This window comes from Burkholderia sp. COPS (genome assembly GCF_019425585.1).
GTDB classification, from domain to species: domain Bacteria; phylum Pseudomonadota; class Gammaproteobacteria; order Burkholderiales; family Burkholderiaceae; genus Burkholderia; species Burkholderia cepacia.
In genome coordinates this window covers 75,679-95,135 of record NZ_WIXR01000001.1, presented here as the reverse complement: position 1 = coordinate 95,135, position 19,457 = coordinate 75,679, and the positions used below count along the sequence as shown (strand labels likewise).

Here is a 19,457-nt window from a genome sequence, read left to right as displayed (position 1 = left end):
TTGTCAGCCTTGCATGCCAAAACGAACCGCGATCGAGCAGGGATGGAACACTAGCCGAGAATGCCTGTTGCCGAGAAACGGGCGGCCCAGCTGTTTGCGCCCCGGATCCGCGATACCTCGTCGGGCGTCGTCCGGTATTCGAGCGCCTCGACAACGATTGAAGACAGGTTCTCGGATCCGCTCGAGAGGAATGTACCGGGTTCGTCGCACCGCGTTGCCATTTCTCCGAAAGGGGTCGAGATGACCGGTAATCCAAGCGCTCTGTACTCGTAATACTTGATCGGATCGACACCGTCCGTGAGCGGGTTGCGCAGGAACGGAATCAGGCCGACGTCGAAATCCGACATCGCGGCGAGAGCGGCGGCGTGCTTCAGCGGCGGAAGAATCTGCACGTTCGCGGGCAGCGCGATTTGCGGGGGATGGAATAACGGCCCGATCAATCGAATCGTGTCCGCGGGGCAGCATTGCGCAAGCGCAGCGAGCCATTGCCAGTCGAACCACGGCCCCATGGTGCCCAGGTAACCCAGTACATGCGGCCCGGTATGATCCGACGTCTTTTCGCGGAACGCCGGAAGGACGGCTGGATCGAGCCCGTTGTGGACCAGCTTGGCGTCAGGCCGAATACTGCTCCAACTCGAGCGCAAGCCCGAAGACGATACGAAAACCGTGTCGACCTCGCGCGCGACAGCGAGTTCGGTGCGTTTCATCGCCGAGCGCGAAACGCCTCGATAGAACGACGGGAAGTCGTCCATCCTGTCGTAGAGCGACCGGGCGGGACGAGCCGCTCGTAACACGTCGAGCGCGAGCGCGGACGGCTTTCCGACCGCGAGAAGCGTGTTGCGCTCGGCGCAGAATTGCGTGACGCGACGCGTGATGTCACGCCATCCGAATCGATTGATCGCGGTGCCGAGGGGCAGTGGCTCGAGCGGAAGGCTGCGAATGCGGACGACGTCGAGCCAAGGCGGCGCGGCGGTATGCGCGTCGGACTTGCCTTCGCCGGATGGACGGCGCAAGTCTTGAAGCATGGGCAGGCGGGTTGGATACGGATCGATCCAGAGCACCCGGCCATGGGTTTCTTGATGAAACCACTCGACGAACTTGTGAGGTCGCTGTGCGAAGCTGCTCCATGGCACCGGCGACAGATAGACGAGTTGTTCGATCACGCGCATTGTTCCCGGATGACGTCGAAAATCCGCTGAGCTGCCTTTCCGTCACCGTAGGGTGAGACGCCGCGTGCAACCTTGCTGTACTCGTCGGCGTTGTCGAGCATCAGCTGGACCGTATCGACGATCGTATCGGTTTGAGTGCCGACGAGCTTGACGACACCGGCTTCGACAGCTTCCGGGCGCTCGGTCTCGTCGCGCAACACCAGAACCGGTTTGCCCAGAGCGGGCGCTTCTTCCTGCACGCCGCCCGAGTCGCTGAGGATGAGGTACGAGCGCTGCATGGCGGCGACGAACGGCACATAGTCGAGCGGCGGGCAGAGTCGGATCCGGGCGTGGTGCGACAGCAGTTCGCGCGTCGTACGCTGGACGTGCGGATTGGGATGGACGGGAAACAGCACCTCGACGTCGTCGTTGGCGTCGACAATCTGGCGAATGGCATGGCAGATCCGTTCGAGCGGAGCGCCAAAATTCTCCCGGCGATGCGCGGTGACTAGAATCAGCCGCTTCGTGTCGTCGATATCGACGCCGCAGGACGGATGTGTCCGCAAGACAGTGTGAAGCGCGTCGATGACGGTGTTCCCGGTCACCCAGATCTGGTCGCTGGGGATGTTTTCATGCAAGAGGTTGTCGCGCGAACTCGCTGTCGGCGCGAAATGCAGCCTTGCAAGGCGCCCCGCGAAAACGCGGTTCATCTCTTCAGGAAACGGATTGCGGAGGTCGCGGGTACGCAGGCCCGCTTCAATATGACCGAACGGTATATGCCGATAGAAGCATGCAAGCGCCGTGGCCATGACCGTCGTGGTGTCGCCTTGCCCCAGTACGAGATCGGGACGCTTGTCCACGAGCACGGCATCGATGCCGTCAAGCAGACGCGACGTCAGGCTGGCAAGCCCCTGATTCGGACGCATGATGTCGAGATCGACATCCGGTTTGATATCGAAACAGGTCAGGATCTGGTCGAGCAGATCGCGGTGTTGCGCGGTCGCGAGCACGTGCACCTTGAATCCCGGATCCGCTCGCAAACGCAGGATGACCGGCGCCATCTTGATGGCCTCCGGTCGCGTGCCTACGACGCACAGTATGGTTCTAGACATGCTGTCGCTTCGAATCAATCGATGTAGTCCAGATAGAAATGCGGGTAATCGCGCCACTTCTCCTTGAAATAGTTCGCGTTTCGAAGGAATAGCTTGCGATAGGCCTCGCTGCCGCTGTCGGCGCCGGTCGTTTGATGGGGCTGATGGCGGATTCCGGACAAATCCCGGTAAGTGACCTTCATTCCGAGTGCCTTGACCTGGAAGCACAGGTCCGTATCTTCAAAGCAGGTCGGGTCGTAGAAGGTATCGAATCCTTGCGTCGCATCGAACGTGCGCCGACGCATGAAGAAGCCGCTGGTGCCGAGGAAGCCGATGTCGGCACGATAGCCGTCGCGGATTGCCGCCGCGTTCATCGCCCGATTCGGACAATAGTCGGCAATCATGCCGCCGAGATCGGTGCGCGTGGCGTCGAACCAGCCTGCATTCCATCCGATGACGCCGACACTCGCGTCGTTTTCCAGGACGTGCAGCGCTTCTTCGAAACCCGACGCGCCCACAAACCACTGATCGCTGTCGAAGAAGACGATGTACTTGCCCGTGCTGTGCTGAACGCCGAGATTACGTCCCGACGAGCAGCCATTCTCCGGGTTGCGGACCAGCCTGACGTTGGGAAATTCGCGCTCGACGAGTTCTGCGCCACCATCGGAACTTGCATTGTCGACGACAATCACTTCCGCTATGTACGGCGCAGCGTGCTGGAGGAGGGTCTGCAGGCAGCGTGCGATGATGCCCGCGTTGTTGTGGATCAGGATAACGACACTGACGTCATGCCGGGGCTGCGGCGGGCACAGCTGCTCGATGCGGCCGAGCCAGCTGTTGCCCGCAACGAAGATGTCGTCGTTTTGTGTGACGGGTTCTGCCGCAGCAAGTGCGCCGCATTGCGCCGCGAACGACGCAAGGTCCGTGCGAACGTGCAGCAGCGGGGTGGCTGTCACGCCAAGTTCCATCGAACACACGACCGGTTTGCGCTGAAGCAGCGCCGCATAAATACCTGCGGTGGAGTCGGCGTAGCGCAGGCTCCGCGCCGCAAGCGGGAAGAACATGAAATCCGCATGGGCGATGTAGGCCGGCACTTCGCTCGTGTGCCGCATGCCAAGCATGACGACGTTATCCGGCAGGCCCGGCGTCAATTGCCCATCGGCGATCACGCAGAACGTGACGTTGGCGTTGCGCTCCGCGGTTTCCTTGAACCACTGGTAATCCACCGAGTCGAGTCCGTCGACCGAGTAGAACAGTGCGACGCTGCGGCGCTTGGACGGCATGTCGCCCGGACGGTTGTACTGCTTGTAGACGTCGAAGACCGTATGAACCGCGGCACCGGGCAGCAGCTCGATTTTTTCCCGGGCACGCTGCGGGAGGGTGTCTGCAAGTGCCGGCATGCCGACAGTGCATCGATCGGCATCGACGGCGATCGACTCGAGGATGCGCATGGCCTGGCCATCGTGGCTCCAGTCCTGTGCGACGTCGAGGATCGTTTCGAGCCCGCGATTGCGCGCGAACTCGAAAAAGGGTGTGACCCGGGAGTCGGGCACGCCGATGATCAATTTCGCGCTTTCCGATACCTGACCGAAAATGTCCTCGATCTTCGTCGGATCGATATATTCGTGAATCAATCCGGGAATGCGGGGCGTGAGCGGCGCGGGCGTCGATCCCGTATCCGGAGGCACGACCAGATAGACAACGCGATGGCCCGCGGCGAGCGCCGTCGTGGTCAGTTGTGCATAGCGATGCCCGGAACCCGCCCAATCGTAGGCGTGAGCGGCGATGACGATGATTTCTTCGCGTTGCAGCTTGGCTGCTGCGCGGAACGAGAGGCGTTGATCTTCCGCAGTCGGAGTGCCGCTTGCCACTTCGATGGCGGCCTGCTGGATCTGCTGCTGTGCTTGCTGATACCGGTAATGGCGTCGTGCAGCAGACACGAGCGCGCGTACGCCGCCATTGCGCAGAATATAGGCGGCACGGCTCATGTAGGTGAGAGGGGCGGACATGTACCGGCGAAAAAGCATAGAGGATCCCGAAGTGGAGTGAATTGCGGCTGCGGCCACATTGGGTTGCGTGAGTGCTTCGGATTCGGCGTGACCCTGCTCGAATTGCCGGATCGTTGCCTTCAGGCTTGAAATTTTATCAGCTTGTTCCTCCGCGACTTTTCGAGCGGAGTCCTTGAGCGTCGTCGTTTGTGCGGCATGCATCTGTGACGCGTGCTTGACGAACGCTTCCGCCGCGAGCAGTTTATGGTTCGCCAGTTCCAGTCTGTTCTGAAGCTCGGCGACCTGTTCTTCCTGTTGCGCAAGCTGTGCGTCGCGGAAGTGCAGCAAACCCACTGTTTTCCCGAGTTCCGTCTCAAGCTGGCCGACCCGTGCGTCTTTCTCGGCGAGTTGTGAATCGCGGTAGCGCAGCAGGTCGAGCGCCTTCTCGCTCATGCGAGCGGCGCCATTCTTTTGCCAGATGAGCTGCTCGAGCCATGTGCTCATCCAGTCCAGCTGCTGGCTGCTCCAGCGACGCGGGGCTCCGCCCGACGCGGAGCGAACGGCCGCAAAAGCGTCGTCCAGTACGGTCGAATGTACGCAGGCCGAAGCGTTTAGCGCGTCGAGCTTTTCCTGCGCGATGATCCAGGGCGCGCCATCCGGATGTGTCAGCCTGCGCACTGCGGCGGTGAAGTCCGCCGCGTCGTCGTTCAGCTGAAGGCGCAGCGACGCCGGCAGGCCCGCCATATCGTGCGCACGCGCCATCTTGGCGTCATATTCCAGCGCCGCGACCGGGATCGATTTTCCGAGTGCGAGGATGCTTCCGTGCAGGCGCATCGAGAACGCGGCGTCACACTCGCCGATGACCGCGAATGCCTCGTCGGGCGTGATCCGGTCAATGATGACGCTTTCGATATGGGGCGACACCGCGAGCTTGAGGTGCTCGAGAAAGGATCGATCGGTGAGACGCTCCTGGTCGCCGACGCTCCATTGAAAGCCGAGCCACACGATCGACCAGCTGTCGTCCAGCGCTTCGTTCAACGCGGCGACGAGTTTTCCTTCCCAGTTCCGGTTGAACTCCCACGATCGGGCGATGACCGCCAGCTTCTTCTTTGTCCCCAATGGGGCGAGCTTGCCGGAAATGTGGACTTCGGCGGGCGGGCGGCTGACGAATGCCCAGCCCGGATCGGCGCCGACGGGAATGTCCCGACGTACGCCGATATCGTGCAGAAGCGCCTCGGAGTCGGTATCGCGCAGCGAAACGTGATCTGCATGCGTGAACACGTCGCGCGTGATGTCGCGGCCGGCCGGGTTGACCAGCGGTCCGACACCGTGTGCCCAGATGACCGTGCGGACCCCGAACTGTCGAGCCATGTAAAAAATCCGCGCATAGCCCGCGATATCGTTTTGGGTCGGGTCGTAAAGTGCCTCGACGTTGAACGGATGATGATCCTGAAAGATGCCGCCACCGCCGAATACCAGCAGATCGGCGTCGGACAGCGCGCGGCCGACGGCACCGAGATTGAAATAGTCGACGGCGGCGATGCCGTGGGCATGCGTCGTATATTCGGGGTTGATGCTCAGTGCGACGAGCTCGCCGCCGCGCTCCCGAACCTGGCGAGCGAGCAGGCCCAGCAACAATTCGTCACCGACGTTGGGTGCGCCGTAATAGCCGACCGCGACGACCTTGATGCTGCGCGCTTGCATGGTGTCGTTCTCCGTCATCATTCGAACTCGAATACCGGACACGGCGCGAGCCACCCCGATCCACTGTTGTTTTCCGGAAGCACGTCGATGTGGCCACCATAGGGCAGGCGCGCGTGCCGTTTGTATTCGCCGGAGGCGATATCGCCGACGCCGACCGCCAGCACATAGCGGTTGCCGGAGAAGCTCGCGCGCATCTTCCAGGTGAACTGGTACGTTCCGGCGGACAGGGGCGGGAGCGCAATATTCATGTGCTGGGTGGTCGCGCTCCACAGCACGATATCGTCGATGCTTTTGATCTGAAGTCCGAAGCAAGGCTTCGGGTTCGGCTCGGACACGCTGATCGATACGACGACGCGGAACGCTTCATTGAACGAGAAGGTCGTGCGTTCCTTGCCGTTCGCATCCTCGATCTTCACGTCGAGAATCGACGTCCGGTCCGACATGGCCGTCATGGCATCGCTTACCGCCGGGCTGGCGGGGGAATCGGTGTCGGTGTGCTGTGTCGGCACCTCGATGTCGATCGCGCTCCCGCCTTCTTCGTCGACGAGGTCGTTCGCATAGAGCTTGACCACGTCGCGGCACGGACCATCCTTTACCAGCCGGCCCCGCTTCAGGTAGATGGCCCGGTCGCAGTACTCGACGAGGGTGTTGGTGGAGTGTGTTACCAGCAGGATCGTGACGCCTTCCTTCTGCATCTTCCGGATCCGCGTCAGGCATTTGGTCTGAAACGCGGTATCGCCGACCGCAAGCGCCTCGTCGACCACCAGGATATCGGGGGAGACGTGAATGGCTACCGCGAATGCGAGCCGGACGTACATGCCCGACGAGTAGGTCTTGACGGGCTGGTCGATGAATTCGCCGATGTCGGCGAACGCTTCGATTTCGTGAAAACGCGCGCGGATTTCTTCCGACGTGATGCCCATGATTCGGGCAGACAGCATCACGTTCTCGCGGCCGCTGAATTCCGGATTGAACCCGGCGCCGAGTTCCAGCAGTGCGGAGATCCGGCCGTTGACCGTGACCGAGCCGTCGCTCGGCGACAGCGTGCCGGCAATGATTTGCAGCAATGTCGACTTTCCGGAACCGTTTCTGCCGATGATTCCAATGGTCTCTCCCCGCCGGACGGGGAAAGAGACGTCGTGCAGCGCCCAGAAATCGCGACCGTATTGCCGGGAATTGCTCCCAGGGAGCTTGATGCGAGTCGCGAGCGAGTGCCGCAGCCGGTCCGCCGGTTTGTCGTAGATACGGAAGCACTTGGAGAGGTGCTCGACGTTGACGAGCAGCTGTTCCGTTTGGCTTGTAGGTTCAGGCTCGCGAGTTTGCATGAGAGGGAGCGAGTTAGCTTTCACGTGTTCAGCGCAGGCGGAAAAAAGACGATCGCACAGTGGACCCAGGGGTCGGATGCCGACTTGCCTCGCGGCCACCGCGGTGGCACGGCGAGGTCGGCATTCGTTCGGTTACCGCGAATGCATCAGCCTATTGTAGAGGTCCCGTTTGGTGCGGACGCACGCATCGAGATCATACTTGTCCTTCAGGAGCTGACGGGCGTTCGTGGACAGCGTCGCCAGCATCTCGCGATTCTGGGCGAGCTCGATGATTGCGTCGGCAAATTCAGCCGCCGTATCGCAAATGACGATATCCCGACGGTTGACGGCGCCCAGCCCCTCGCAGCCCTTTGCCGTGCTGAGGACCGGAATGCCGTTGCTCATCGCTTCCAGGATCTTGACGCGCACGCCGCCGCCTGAAAGCAGCGGAACAAACAGTAGATGTGCATCCGCCAGAATCGGGTCGAGCGACGGCACGAAGCCGTGAACGAAGATGTGTCGTCCGTCGTGCAGCGCCTTGAGATCGTCCGGCGGGTTGCCTCCGGTGAAATGGAGCTTGATGTTGTGCGTCTCGAGCCTGTCGCGTACCAGTGGGAGAATGTCGCGGACAAACCACGCAACGCCTTCCGCATTCGGATACCACCAGAAGCCACCCATCCAGAGCAGGTTGACCTCGTTGGTCGGCTTCGCTCGGTAGTCGGTGTCCTTGATCGGGAAGCACAGCGGCAGATAGTGTTTTTCCACGGGCGCCTTCACGCGATCCATGTCTTCGCGTGAAATGAACGTCATGGCGTCGAAGCGCCAGACGTTGTCGATTTCGACGCGTCGGGCGTTGCGGCGGCTGATCTCGGCGATGCGCGCGACCGCTGCTTTTTTCCAGCCCGTCAGCTGCGCCGGGATCCAGAACGGGAAGAGGTCGGATTCGATGTTGTGACTGACCAGGACGGCCGGCAAGGCCGGGAAGAACTTGCGGAAAAAGGCCAGATGACTGCTGTGCACCTCAAGCATGTCGATCTTCTTTTCCTCGACGATCCGGCGGGCACTGCGAATTGCCGCAGGGCTGAAGTAGCTCGCATCCATGAACGGCAGCCCATGGAAGCAGTGGACCAGTGAATGCCACGCTCGTCCGGGCGTACCCATGTCGGCAGGCATGGCCGCCCGCGGCTCCACGTGGACCGATTTGAAATGTCGTTCATATAGTGAACGATTTTCCTCGATCTTCTTCTTTTCCTCGTCTCCACCGATGGTGAACAGATGGAAATCGTACTCGTCGACCAGCGGCGCGAGCGTATTCATCACGTAGATCGGGCCACCCGCGCTGGCAGGAAGCGGCGGGGACAGCGTAAAAACGAGGATGCTCTTTTTCTGCATATTAGCCACGGGATTCGTCAAACACGTCGGTGTCGAAGAAAGGGGAAAAGTCGGTCAGATAGGCAATGTCGGGATTGCGTTGGCCGATGATTTTTGCAGGCACGCCACCGACCACGGTGAAATCCGGGACGTCCTTCGTGACGACCGCGCCGGCCGCGACGACCGCGCCTTTGCCGATCGTTACGCCTGGCAGGATAATGGCGCGCGCGCCCAGCCATGCGTGATCGTGGATGGTCACGGTGCCGCCGATCGACATGAAACCAGGGTGGTTGTGATCGTGATGCAGGCTGAGAAGGCAGCACTGGAACGAGATGTTGACGTTGTTTCCGATCTCGATGCCCGTGCGACCGTCCAGGTAGATCTCACGATTGAGCACGCAGTTGTCGCCGATGCGTACGTTGCAGCGTGTGTGGTACCCGGTGAAGAACTGCCGCATGCTGACGTGCGTTCGTTGGCCGATGACGACACCCAGCACGCGTCGATAGTAGAAGTTGCGGACTCTTTCAATCGGCATGCGCGCAATGAAGTTGTTGCCGATGTAGTACTTGAGCGCGGCCAGGAAAAAATACGTCGACGACGCTAGCAGGCGGGCCTTGATCCTGCTTTTCATGCGGCCTCGGAAGCTTGCATTGGTCATGATGTGAGGGAGCGGTTATTCAGGCAGTTGTTGTCGTCGCGCGCCGGAAAGGACGACGACTGCAACCGCCTTTGCGCGATGGCAGAGGGCTAGCTTCGACCGTAGTTGTCGTCGAAGCGGACGATGTCGTCTTCGCCGAGGTAGTCGCCGCTCTGGACTTCGATCATCACGAGGTCGACGACGCCCGGATTGGTCAGACGGTGCTTGTGTCCGGCCGGGATATAGGTCGATTCATTGGTGCGCAGGTAAAACTCCTCATCGTTGTTGACGACGAGGGCCATGCCGCTCACCACGATCCAGTGTTCGCTGCGATGATGATGCAATTGCAGGCTGAGGCTTGCGCCCGGTTTGACCTCGATTCGCTTGATCTTGAAGCGGGTGCTTTCTTCGAGAACCGTATACATGCCCCACGGACGGCCTACCGTTCGATGTACCCGGAAGGTTTCGTGGCCTTGCGACTTGAGGGCCGCGTAGACGTGCCGAACGTCTTGCGCGCGATTGCGATCGGCAATGAGGAGCGCGTCGGGGGTGTCGACGACCAGGAGGTCCTTGACGCCTACGGCACCGACCAGCCGGTTGTCGCTACGGATGTAGCAATTGCTGACATCGTGGAGCAGCGCTTCGCCGTCCACACGATTGCCGTGGTCGTCCGGCTTCAACAGGTCGCCGAGCGCATTCCACGAACCGATATCGCTCCAGCCGATATCGCAGCGCACTACCGCAACCTTGTCGGAGCGCTCCATCAGCGCGTAGTCGATCGAAATATCGGGCGTGCGATTGAGCTGGTCACCATTCAGTTCGACCAATGAAACGCCACCGCCTTCCGACTGACGAGACTGCGCGATGCATGCACGCGTGGCTTCGAGCACGTCGGGGCAATGTTTTGCCATTTCCGCCAGCAGGAATGCGGCGGTAAAGCAGAACATGCCGGAGTTCCACAGGAACGATCCCGACTCGACGTATTGCCTGGCCACATCCACCGTCGGTTTTTCCACGAATCGCTTGACCCGCGTGCCGTCTGCCTCGATGTATCCGTATGCGGTTTCCGCAAACGTCGGCGTGATGCCGAAGGTGACCAGCGCACCCTTGAGCGCCAAGGCGGCAGCTTCCTGGACGGCGGTCGCGAAGGCGGCATCGTCCGTCACGAGGTGGTCCGCGGGAAGCACCAGCAGGATGGCATTTTCGCCGAGCGTTGCGGCAACACGCAGCGCGGCGGCGGCGATCGCGACGGCCGTATTGCGTCCGAACGGCTCGAGGATGAACGACGTCGACAGATGCCCGGTATTGACGGTGCTGAATTCGTCGCTTGTCTTGAAGTACAACTCGCGGTTCGTGACGGTCACGACTTCGGTGACGCCCGGAAGCTGGGCGCCGCGCTTGAATGCCTTTTGCAGCAGGCTCTCGCCATCTTCGAGGCGGATGAACGGCTTCGGATGGGATTCGCGCGAAACGGGCCACAGGCGAGAACCTGCGCCGCCACACAGGATGGTGGGAACTATTTGGGGCTGCGTCGACATGTGCAGAATATCTCCGGTGATTGCTCTATCGCGTCATGATCCGATCAATCGGCGATCTATCCGCGTGCACGGCAACTGCCACTGATGCAAGGCGGCGTGCGAGCGCGCTGGCATGGATTACAGGACGTCTGCGAATCCCTTTCGGGTCCGCTGGAACCACCAGAATCCGAACCACGCGAGAAGCAGGGATGCGATCATGCAGGTTAGCCAGTTCGTCCAGTCGGGGGTGTGCCCGAAGATCAGCGTGTTGCGTCCCTCTTCGATGATGAACGTAAGGGGGTTGAGTTCGATCCAGTACCGATACTGTGGCGGCAGATTCGACACAGGGTAGAAAACCGGCGACAGGAACATCAGCACTGACGTGATGACGCCGGTAATCTGCGAAATGTCTCGAATGTAGACGCCCAGAGCCGACAGAAACCATGCGAGCCCCAGTGAGCCGACGATCAGAGGCAGCATGACGACGGGGAACAGGATGGCGGTCCAGGGCAGCGAGTGGATAAGGATGCACTCGGCGATGATCAGGACCAGCAGGCTGATCGCGCTGTGGAACAGCGCCGACGCGAGCGCGACCACCGGCAGTATCTCGAGCGGGAAAATAACCTTCTTGACGTAGTTGACGTTTGCGAGGATCAACGTCGGCGCCCGGTTGATGCACTCCGCCAGCAGGCTGTGGAGGATCAGGCCGACGAACAGGACGATCGCGAAGCTTGCCTTGTCGTCGCTCGTGGTACCCCATCGCGACTTGAAGATGACGGAGAAGAAGAAGGTGTAGACGACGAGCATCAGCACGGGATTGAAGAACGACCACGCAAGACCCATTGCTGACCCGCGATAGCGCCCGACGACCTCGCGTTGAGTCATTTGCAGAATCAGTCCGCGATTACGGTAAATGCTACGGGCGATCGCCATCGGCGATGCCGGGTGCTTCGAGTTCGGATTCATCAAGTTGCGTGTCGTTGCATTCGGATCGGTGATGGAGCCCCCAACCCCTCGCCCACGTGGCGCAGCCATTGTTGCGGGGTGTCGTGAGTCTGAAAAAGGCGGCAATCCAGTTGGCCGCGACGTTTCAATGTGCTCCCGACTTCAATCCTGAGCGATCGGGCAAATAAAGTGCCATCGCCCGCAACGTATTCTAATGCAGGCCATCCGTCCAGCCCTGGGCTGAAGCGCTCCCCGCCTTGATCGACGGCGCTTGGCGACGCTGGGTTGAGACCGGACCGGTACCGACTGACGACGGCTCGCCCATGGAAACCAAGTATCATCGCCGGAATGCCGATGACGCGCAATAGATGTTAATGTTTTCACATCTTTTAACAACTGGGCGTCCGGCGGGGGATTGACATGCTCAGGCCTCCTGGTGTTTATGAGATGCGGTATTCGGCACCGCGAGTGAGGCGCGCCCTGGAAGGGGCGCGTATCTCGTGCCGAAGCCGGTCCGGCCGTGGCTCGCCTGGGTCGCCGATCAGGGCGCGAACGCGCCGGGCCGGCACGGGGTGAGGGCAACGGCATTGCACGGCGTTCCGGGACGGGCGCGTCCGGCAAGGGTGCGACCAGTTAGAATTGCACCCGTATCGAGAGCACGCGGCAGGCATTCCCTGCACGCCTGACAAATGAGTAAGCCCGCTGTCTCCCAGACGGGCTAGCCAACCCATCGCGCTTGCTGCAGTCAAGCGCTTAGCCGAACTCCGGATGAATGTCATAAGCGCCCCACAACGTCAGTCCGATGACGTCGATGGTCTCTCCATTTCCCTGGTCGTATACCGCCCCGATATCGCGCAGCTGCGGCAGACGCTCGACAGCCTCGGCGCAGCGTGCGAGAACCTGCGGGTGGTTTCACCTGAATACCCCGTCGAGCTGTTCCTGGTCGACAACGGCGGACTCTGCGACATTTCGGGGGCGGTCGACCGGCTCGGCGCGCAAGGTGTGGCATGCCGAATATTGACGGGGCATGGCAACGTCGGTTACGGGCGTGGCCACAATCTGGCGATCGAGCATTCCACCGGGGCGCTGCACTTGATCCTGAATCCGGATATCGATCTGGATCCGCAGGCATTGGTGTTGGCCCGAGCGTTTTTCAATTCGCACGCCGACACGGGCTTGATCGCGCCTTGGGTCGGGGATGAAACAGGCGGGTTTCAGTATCTTTGTCGCCGGTTTCCGTCGATCGTCGATCTGCTGGTTCGCGGCTTCTTGCCGATCTGGGCCAGACGGCCATTCCGGAAGCGACTTGCCCGCTATGAAATGCGCGATGCCATCGACGGCAAGTCCGTCGTCTGGGATCCCCCCATCATCAGCGGTTGTTTCATGCTGTTTCGAACGAGCGTGCTGAAGACGCTAGGGGGCTTTGACCCTCGATATTTCCTGTATTTCGAGGACTATGACCTGAGCTTGCGCACCCACGATGTCGCGCGTGTCGCCTATGTCCCGTCCATCCGCGTGATTCATCACGGCGGAGGCGCTTCGCGCAAGGGTTTCGCGCACATTCGGATGTTCGCAGCGTCCGCGCTGAAGTTCTATAGCCGGTTCGGCTGGAGGTGGTGGTGAGCCGCATTGTCATAACCGGTGCGAACGGTTTCGTCGGCCGCGCCGTGTGCCGACTTGCGCTGGCGGCGGGGCATACCGTCACGGCGCTGGTGCGCCGGCCGGGTGGGTGTGTCGAGGGCGTGCGAGAGTGGGTGCACGACGCACCTGACTTCGAGGGAGTCGCTAGTGCGTGGCCCGAGGATTTGCAGGCCGATTGCGTGATCCATCTGGCCGCGCGGGTACACGTGATGCACGACAAATCCCCCGATCCGGACGCCGCCTTCGATGCGACCAACGTAGCGGGCACGTTGCGGGTTGCCGATGCGGCGCGCATGCATGGTGTGCGCCGGTTCGTCTTCGCGAGCAGCATCAAGGTCGTGGGCGAGGGCGATGCGGGCGTACCGCTCGCGGAGGATGCTGTGCCGGACCCGCAGGATGCATATGGGCGCTCGAAGCTGCGTGCCGAGCAGCAACTGGCTCGGCTTGGTGAGGTCGGTCTTGAAGTCGTCGTCGTCCGTCCGCCGCTCGTCTACGGGCCGGGGGTACGCGCCAATTTCCTCCGGATGATGGATGCCGTATTCCGCGGTGCGCCATTGCCATTGGCCGCGATTCCTGCTCGTCGCAGCGTTGTCTACGTCGACAACCTTGCCGATGCCCTGCTGCGCTGCGCAATCGATCCGCGTGCGGCGGGGGAGTGCTTCCACGTCGCTGACGACGATGCGCCCTCGGTTGCGGGATTGCTGCGGATGGTCGGTGACGCGCTCGGCAGGCCTGCAAGGCTGTTCCCGGTGCCGGCAGGTGCGTTGCGTGTGCTCGGTCGGCTGACCGGTCGAAGCGCCGCTGTCGATCGCCTGACGGGCAGCCTGCAGCTCGACACGGGGCGTTTGAAGCGGGTACTGAATTGGCAGCCGCCATATACGACGCGACAGGGCCTCGAGGCAACGGCCGCATGGTATCGTTCGCGCCACATACAGAAATAGGCAACATGCACTTCACGATTAACACGTGGTTTGCCGCGGCAGCGGTGGCAACGGGCGCGGCCGTCGCCACGACGACGATCCTGCGCGTGCTGCTGGCCACCGGTCTGGCGTGGCGACTTGCCACCGACATCCCGAATGAGCGCTCGCTGCATACGCGCCCGACACCGCGCGTCGGTGGCTGGGGCATCGTGCCGGTCTGTGTTGTCGCATTGCTGTGGCTCGCGCCGCAGATGTGGTTAATCGCCGTGGCGGCGGCGGGGCTGGCGGCCCTGTCGCAGCTCGACGATCGGCGCGGGCTACCCGCTCGTGTGCGGTTTGCGGCGCATTTGGCCGCGGTCGTGGCGCTGATCGTCGTCTACCCGGCCGCCGCCCCATGGTGGCTGCTCGTCGGGATTGGTTTCGTGATGGTATGGCTGACCAATCTCTACAATTTCATGGACGGAGCGGACGGCCTCGCCGGCGGCATGGCGCTGTTCGGCTTCGGAGCCTACGCCGTTGCGGCACTGGCCGGCGCGCAACCGTCCCCGGATCTCGTCGTCGCGGGCGGGGCGATCGCGGGGGCCGCGTTCGGCTTTTTGCTGCTGAACTTTCATCCGGCGCGACTGTTTCTTGGCGACGCAGGTTCGATCCCTCTCGGATTCATGGCCGGCGCGCTCGGCTATTGGGGCTGGCACGGTGGCATTTGGCCGATCTGGTTTCCGGCGGCGGTGTTTGCTCCGTTTATTGCCGATGCATCTGTAACGCTTCTGAGACGTTTGTTACGCGGAGAAAAGTTCTGGCAAGCGCACCGGGAGCACTATTATCAGAGGATGGTGCGTTCCGGCATGAGTCACGAGCGTACTGCCGTGTATTGGTACCTCATCATGCTTCTGGGCATCGTCGTCGCTTTCTGGGCGCTCGGTCGTCCTGTCCTGCTGCAATGGTTGGTGTTCCTGGCGTGGTATGGCGTGCTGATGTGTATCGGCGTGGCGATCGACATGCGCTGGCGCCGGCTGCGGACGGTCATTGATAACAATTCGTGAGGTCTCTCGCCGATGTTGCGATCCAAAGCATCATGGCTGTCACTCAGTGCTTTCCTGTTCGATCTGCTGGCGGTTGTCGTCGCGTGGTTGTTCGCCTATCTCGTTCGCTTCAACGGTAGCGTTCCGCCCGATTTCCTGAGGGGCTCGCTGACTGCGCTCGCCTGGGTGCTTCCCGTCTATGCGCTGACGTTCCACCTGTTCGGCCTGTATCGCGGGCTGTGGGTGTTCGCGAGCCTGCCTGACCTGGTGCGGATTTCGAAGGCGCTTGCGGGCGGCGGCGTGATCGTGATGATCGGCGCCGTGATGTTCCAGCCGTCGCCGATCATCCCGCGTTCAGTGCTGCTGGTCTCCCCGCTGATGCTGTTCCTGATGATGGGCGGCGCCCGTGCGCTGTATCGCGCGATGAAGGAGTTTTACCTGTACGGCGGCCTCGTCGGGCAGGGCAAGCCGGTGCTCGTGATCGGCGCGGGCACGGCAGGCGCGAACCTGGCGCGCGAATTGTCACGCTCGGGCGAATGGCGTCTCGTCGGCCTGCTGGATGACGACAAGACGAAGCAGGGCCGCGAAATCTATGGCTACAAGGTGCTCGGCTCGCTCGACGACGTCGCGCACTGGACCGAGGCGCTGAAGATCGAATACGCGATCGTGGCGATTCCGTCCGCGTCGGTCGAGGTGCAGCGCCGGACGGCGACCCTCTGCGTGCGCGCCGGCTTGAAAGTGATGGTGCTGCCGTCGCTGACCGCACTGATGCCGGGGCAGGGCTTCCTGTCACAGATCCGCGAGATCGACCTCGAGGATTTGCTCGGCCGTGACGCCGTGACGATCGACACGCCGCACGTCGAGGCGCTGCTTCGCGGTCGTGTCGTGATGGTGACGGGCGCTGGCGGCTCGATCGGTTCCGAGCTGTGCCGGCAGATCCTGCGTTTCGCGCCAGCGCAACTCGTTGCGTTCGACCTGTCCGAGTACGCGATGTATCGCCTGACCGAGGAACTGCGCGAGCGTTTCCCCGATCAGCCGGTCGTGCCGATCATTGGTGACGCGAAGGATTCCCTGCTGCTCGATCAGGTGATGTCCCGCCACGTACCGCACATCGTGTTCCATGCGGCGGCATACAAGCACGTCCCGCTGATGGAGGAGCACAACGCATGGCAGGCGCTGCGCAACAACGTGCTCGGCACGTACCGCGTGGCCCGTGCGGCGATCCGTCACGACGTGCGTCACTTCGTGCTGATCTCGACCGACAAGGCCGTCAATCCGACCAACGTGATGGGCGCGAGCAAGCGCCTCGCGGAAATGGCCTGCCAGGCGTTGCAGCAGACGAGCGGGCGCACCCAGTTCGAAACCGTGCGTTTCGGCAACGTGCTGGGCAGTGCGGGCAGCGTGATTCCGAAGTTCCAGCAGCAGATCGCGAAGGGCGGCCCGGTGACGGTCACGCACCCGGAGATCACGCGCTTCTTCATGACGATCCCGGAAGCGTCGCAGCTCGTGCTGCAGGCGTCGAGCATGGGGCACGGCGGAGAGATCTTCATTCTCGACATGGGCGAGCCGGTGAAGATCGTCGATCTCGCATGCGACCTGATCCGCCTGTACGGTTTCTCGGAAGATCAGATCCAGATCGAGTTCACCGGGCTGCGGCCCGGCGAGAAGCTCTACGAGGAGCTGCTCGCGGACGACGAGGCGACGACGCGCACCCCGCATCCGAAACTGCGGATCGCGCGTGCGCGGGAAGTACCGGACAATTTCCTCGACGAGCTGCTGCCGTGGCTGATGCAGCATCGTGTCCTGCCCGATGACGAAGTGCGGCGAGACCTGCGGCGCTGGGTGCCGGAATACCAGACGGCCGTTACCCCGACGCTGCAGAGCGTGCCGTCGGTGCGCGTCGTATCGAACGGGTAACTTGGCCGGGCGGCGGTTCGAACCGCATGGCAATGACGAAAAAAAACGCCCCGCGGGGCGTTTTTTTGATGAAGCCGGCGGGCCGTTCAGTGGCTGCGCCGCTCCTTCCTCACCACCATCCACCGCGGCACGCGGAACCGCACGATGCTGAGATACAGCCACACGTAGGTCAGCGCGAACAGCACGACGAACACGAACAGGTGCACCGTGTGCCGCCAGAACAGCGTCGCGGGTATCACCGCGACGAGGCACAGCAGCCACAGGTACGGCGACGTCAGCGAATTTCGGCGCGTGAGGTCGTGCGCGTGCTTCGTGCCGACCGCCCAGCGCATCAGCCGCTTGTACACGAGCATGTGCAGGTGCACGCCGTCCGGAATCCCCGGCGACATCCCCCGAATGAATTTCTTCCGGTAGATCGAGAAGCAGGTCTCGAAGATCGGGTACATGAACAGCAGCACCGGGTACCACGCGGATACCTCGCGGTTGCGCATCACGAGCATGATCGCGAGTTCCGCGAGCATGAAGCCGATGAAATAGGCACCGCCGTCGCCGAGGAAGATCAGCCCGGCCGGGAAATTCCACAGGAAGAAGCCGAGCACGGCGCCCATCATGATGATCGACGCGGACATGACGACCGGGTCGCGGACCTGGAACGCCACGTAAGCGAGCGATGCGAACATCATGAAGCTGACCATCGACGCGAGCCCGTTGAAGCCGTCGATGATGTTGACCGCGTTCGCGAGCGCCGCGACCGCGAGCACGGTGATGAACGCCGAAATGGCCGCGTAGCGGAGCAGGAAATCGAGCGGCGGCACGCTGATGCGCGTGACCGCGATACCCATCAGCCAGAACGCGAGCGCGGCCGCGCCCATCGTGCAGAGCAGCCGCGCGCGCGGCGACACGCGTTTGGTCAGGTCCTCGACGAGGCCGGACAGAAACGCCGGCAGCCCGCAGGCCGCGATGCCGAGAATACTGCCCGCGATCGTCGGATAGTGCCGGGACAGGATCAGCGCGGCCACGACGACCCCGGCGAGGATCCCGATGCCCCCCACGCGCGGCACGGGCCGCACGTGGAATTTCTGCACGCCGGCCAGGTCGCTGTCGACCGAGAATTTCTCGTGAAGGTGCGCGTAGCGCACGATGAACAGCGTGACGAGCAGGGAGACGATGAAGCCGGACGCGAAGCTGAGCATGGGATCGCTCGAAAAATGGACAGCGGATTATACAAAACCGCGCGGGTTCCCCTCCTGCCATCGCCAGTGGTCGACACACATTTCCTCGATGCCGAGCGTCGCGCGCCAGCCGATGATGTCGGCCGCTGCCTGCGGGTTCGCGTAGCACTCGGCGATATCGCCCGGGCGGCGCGCGACGAGTTCGTACGGCACCGGGCGGCCCGAAGCCTTCTCGAACGCGCGCACGACTTCCAGCACGCTGTAGCCCTGGCCCGTGCCGAGGTTCACGACGAAGCTCGCGTCGCGTTTCGCGAGCGCGTCGAGCGCGGCGATGTGCCCCTTCGCGAGATCGACGACGTGGATGTAGTCGCGCACGCCCGTGCCGTCCGGCGTCGGGTAGTCGGAGCCGAACACGCGCAGCTTTTCCAGCTTGCCGACGGCAACCTGCGCGACATACGGCATCAGGTTGTTCGGGATGCCGGCCGGATCCTCGCCGATCAGCCCGCTCGCATGCGCGCCGACCGGATTGAAGTAGCGCAGCGTCGCGATGCGCCACGTCGGGTCCGACACCTCGAGATCGCGCAGGATCTGCTCGGCGATCAGCTTCGACTGGCCGTAAGGATTCGTCGCGGACAGCGGGAACGACTCGTCGATCGGCGAGCGCTCGGGCACGCCGTACACGGTTGCGGACGAGCTGAACACGAACTGCTTCACGTTGCGCTCGCGCATGACCTTGAGCACCGCGAGCAGGCCGCCGAGGTTGTTCTGGTAGTACTCGAGCGGCTTCTCGACCGATTCGCCGACGGCCTTGAGCGCCGCGAAATGGATCGTGCCGGTGATCGGATGCGCGTCGAACACCTTGGCGAGCGCGGCTTCGTCGCACACGTCGACCTGATGGAACGCGGGCGTCTTGCCGGTGATCCGCTCGATGCGGCGCACGGATTCGGCCTTGCTGTTGACGAGGTTGTCGACGATCACGACATCGTAGCCGTTGTCGAGCAACTCGACGGCCGTGTGCGAGCCGATATAGCCCGCACCGCCGGTAACGAGGATGGTGCCTTTAGCGGTCATTGCAGATGC

At 62.3% G+C, this 19,457-nt stretch carries 14 protein-coding genes; 4 read left to right on the top strand and 10 right to left on the bottom strand.

Translation table 11 applies throughout. The annotated features are described in order from the left end of the window. Nucleotides 1-50: 50 nt before the first annotated feature. From FOZ70_RS00460 to FOZ70_RS00425, 8 genes are all read right to left on the bottom strand, one after another. On the bottom strand, nucleotides 51-1,169 hold the full coding sequence (locus tag FOZ70_RS00460) for a glycosyl transferase (protein ID WP_219704736.1): 1,119 nt from the start codon (nucleotides 1,167-1,169) through the stop codon (nucleotides 51-53). Then, complete coding sequence (gene wecB / locus FOZ70_RS00455; RefSeq protein WP_111998921.1) at nucleotides 1,160-2,260, bottom strand: UDP-N-acetylglucosamine 2-epimerase (non-hydrolyzing); 1,101 nt, start codon at nucleotides 2,258-2,260, stop codon at nucleotides 1,160-1,162. Before wecB ends, FOZ70_RS00460 begins: the two co-directional genes overlap by 10 nt. 14 nt (nucleotides 2,261-2,274) lie before the next feature. Beyond that, nucleotides 2,275-5,952 (bottom strand): polysaccharide pyruvyl transferase family protein, encoded by a 3,678-nt coding sequence (locus FOZ70_RS00450; protein WP_219704735.1) that lies wholly within the window; start codon nucleotides 5,950-5,952, stop codon nucleotides 2,275-2,277. Continuing rightward, nucleotides 5,949-7,256, bottom strand: a complete 1,308-nt coding sequence (locus FOZ70_RS00445) for an ABC transporter ATP-binding protein (RefSeq protein ID WP_060058373.1) — start codon at nucleotides 7,254-7,256, stop codon at nucleotides 5,949-5,951. The genes FOZ70_RS00450 and FOZ70_RS00445 overlap by 4 nt, the downstream gene beginning before the upstream one ends. Nucleotides 7,257-7,388: 132 nt before the next feature. After that, nucleotides 7,389-8,627 carry a glycosyltransferase family 4 protein gene (locus tag FOZ70_RS00440; protein ID WP_059485301.1) on the bottom strand — a complete coding sequence of 413 codons (1,239 nt, stop codon included), beginning with the start codon at nucleotides 8,625-8,627 and terminating at the stop codon, nucleotides 7,389-7,391. A gap of 1 nt (nucleotide 8,628) precedes the next feature. Beyond that, nucleotides 8,629-9,237, bottom strand: coding sequence for an acyltransferase (locus FOZ70_RS00435; protein WP_059485300.1), 609 nt, complete (start codon nucleotides 9,235-9,237; stop codon nucleotides 8,629-8,631). A 116-nt stretch (nucleotides 9,238-9,353) separates the two neighbouring features. After that, the gene (locus FOZ70_RS00430) at nucleotides 9,354-10,781 is read right to left on the bottom strand and encodes a mannose-1-phosphate guanylyltransferase/mannose-6-phosphate isomerase (RefSeq protein ID WP_059485299.1); all 1,428 of its coding nucleotides are present in this window, start codon (nucleotides 10,779-10,781) and stop codon (nucleotides 9,354-9,356) included. 117 nt (nucleotides 10,782-10,898) lie between these two features. Further along, complete coding sequence (locus FOZ70_RS00425) at nucleotides 10,899-11,726, bottom strand: ABC transporter permease (protein WP_059485298.1); 828 nt, start codon at nucleotides 11,724-11,726, stop codon at nucleotides 10,899-10,901. A gap of 747 nt (nucleotides 11,727-12,473) precedes the next feature. Here FOZ70_RS00425 and FOZ70_RS00420 point away from each other — a divergent pair. From FOZ70_RS00420 to FOZ70_RS00405, 4 genes are read left to right on the top strand one after another with little or no spacing between them, the layout of a single operon-like run. Then, complete coding sequence (locus tag FOZ70_RS00420) at nucleotides 12,474-13,328, top strand: glycosyltransferase (protein ID WP_219704734.1); 855 nt, start codon at nucleotides 12,474-12,476, stop codon at nucleotides 13,326-13,328. After that, the gene (locus tag FOZ70_RS00415; RefSeq protein ID WP_219704733.1) at nucleotides 13,325-14,287 is read left to right on the top strand and encodes an SDR family oxidoreductase; all 963 of its coding nucleotides are present in this window, start codon (nucleotides 13,325-13,327) and stop codon (nucleotides 14,285-14,287) included. The genes FOZ70_RS00420 and FOZ70_RS00415 overlap by 4 nt, the downstream gene beginning before the upstream one ends. Before the next feature lie 5 nt (nucleotides 14,288-14,292). Then, on the top strand, nucleotides 14,293-15,309 hold the full coding sequence (locus tag FOZ70_RS00410; protein ID WP_219704732.1) for a glycosyltransferase family 4 protein: 1,017 nt from the start codon (nucleotides 14,293-14,295) through the stop codon (nucleotides 15,307-15,309). A 12-nt stretch (nucleotides 15,310-15,321) separates the two neighbouring features. Further along, on the top strand, nucleotides 15,322-17,205 hold the full coding sequence (locus FOZ70_RS00405; RefSeq protein ID WP_027788180.1) for a nucleoside-diphosphate sugar epimerase/dehydratase: 1,884 nt from the start codon (nucleotides 15,322-15,324) through the stop codon (nucleotides 17,203-17,205). An 86-nt stretch (nucleotides 17,206-17,291) separates the two neighbouring features. Here the strand turns inward: FOZ70_RS00405 and FOZ70_RS00400 are convergent, their stop codons facing one another. After that, nucleotides 17,292-18,398, bottom strand: a complete 1,107-nt coding sequence (locus FOZ70_RS00400) for a glycosyltransferase (RefSeq protein WP_021161712.1) — start codon at nucleotides 18,396-18,398, stop codon at nucleotides 17,292-17,294. Nucleotides 18,399-18,425: 27 nt separating this feature from the next. Beyond that, a complete protein-coding gene (gene galE / locus FOZ70_RS00395; protein WP_027788178.1) occupies nucleotides 18,426-19,448 on the bottom strand; it encodes a UDP-glucose 4-epimerase GalE in 1,023 nt (340 codons plus the stop codon). Nucleotides 19,449-19,457: the final 9 nt, after the last annotated feature.

Coding starts and splice junctions, on each gene's coding strand:
- FOZ70_RS00460 (WP_219704736.1), bottom strand. CDS start 1,169: ATGCGCGTGATCGAACAACTCGTCTATCTGTCGCCGGTGCCATGGAGC.
- wecB (WP_111998921.1), bottom strand. CDS start 2,260: ATGTCTAGAACCATACTGTGCGTCGTAGGCACGCGACCGGAGGCCATC.
- FOZ70_RS00450 (WP_219704735.1), bottom strand. CDS start 5,952: ATGATGACGGAGAACGACACCATGCAAGCGCGCAGCATCAAGGTCGTC.
- FOZ70_RS00445 (WP_060058373.1), bottom strand. CDS start 7,256: ATGCAAACTCGCGAGCCTGAACCTACAAGCCAAACGGAACAGCTGCTC.
- FOZ70_RS00440 (WP_059485301.1), bottom strand. CDS start 8,627: ATGCAGAAAAAGAGCATCCTCGTTTTTACGCTGTCCCCGCCGCTTCCT.
- FOZ70_RS00435 (WP_059485300.1), bottom strand. CDS start 9,237: ATGAAAAGCAGGATCAAGGCCCGCCTGCTAGCGTCGTCGACGTATTTT.
- FOZ70_RS00430 (WP_059485299.1), bottom strand. CDS start 10,781: ATGTCGACGCAGCCCCAAATAGTTCCCACCATCCTGTGTGGCGGCGCA.
- FOZ70_RS00425 (WP_059485298.1), bottom strand. CDS start 11,726: ATGAATCCGAACTCGAAGCACCCGGCATCGCCGATGGCGATCGCCCGT.
- FOZ70_RS00420 (WP_219704734.1), top strand. CDS start 12,474: ATGAATGTCATAAGCGCCCCACAACGTCAGTCCGATGACGTCGATGGT.
- FOZ70_RS00410 (WP_219704732.1), top strand. CDS start 14,293: ATGCACTTCACGATTAACACGTGGTTTGCCGCGGCAGCGGTGGCAACG.
- FOZ70_RS00405 (WP_027788180.1), top strand. CDS start 15,322: ATGTTGCGATCCAAAGCATCATGGCTGTCACTCAGTGCTTTCCTGTTC.
- FOZ70_RS00400 (WP_021161712.1), bottom strand. CDS start 18,398: ATGCTCAGCTTCGCGTCCGGCTTCATCGTCTCCCTGCTCGTCACGCTG.
- galE (WP_027788178.1), bottom strand. CDS start 19,448: ATGACCGCTAAAGGCACCATCCTCGTTACCGGCGGTGCGGGCTATATC.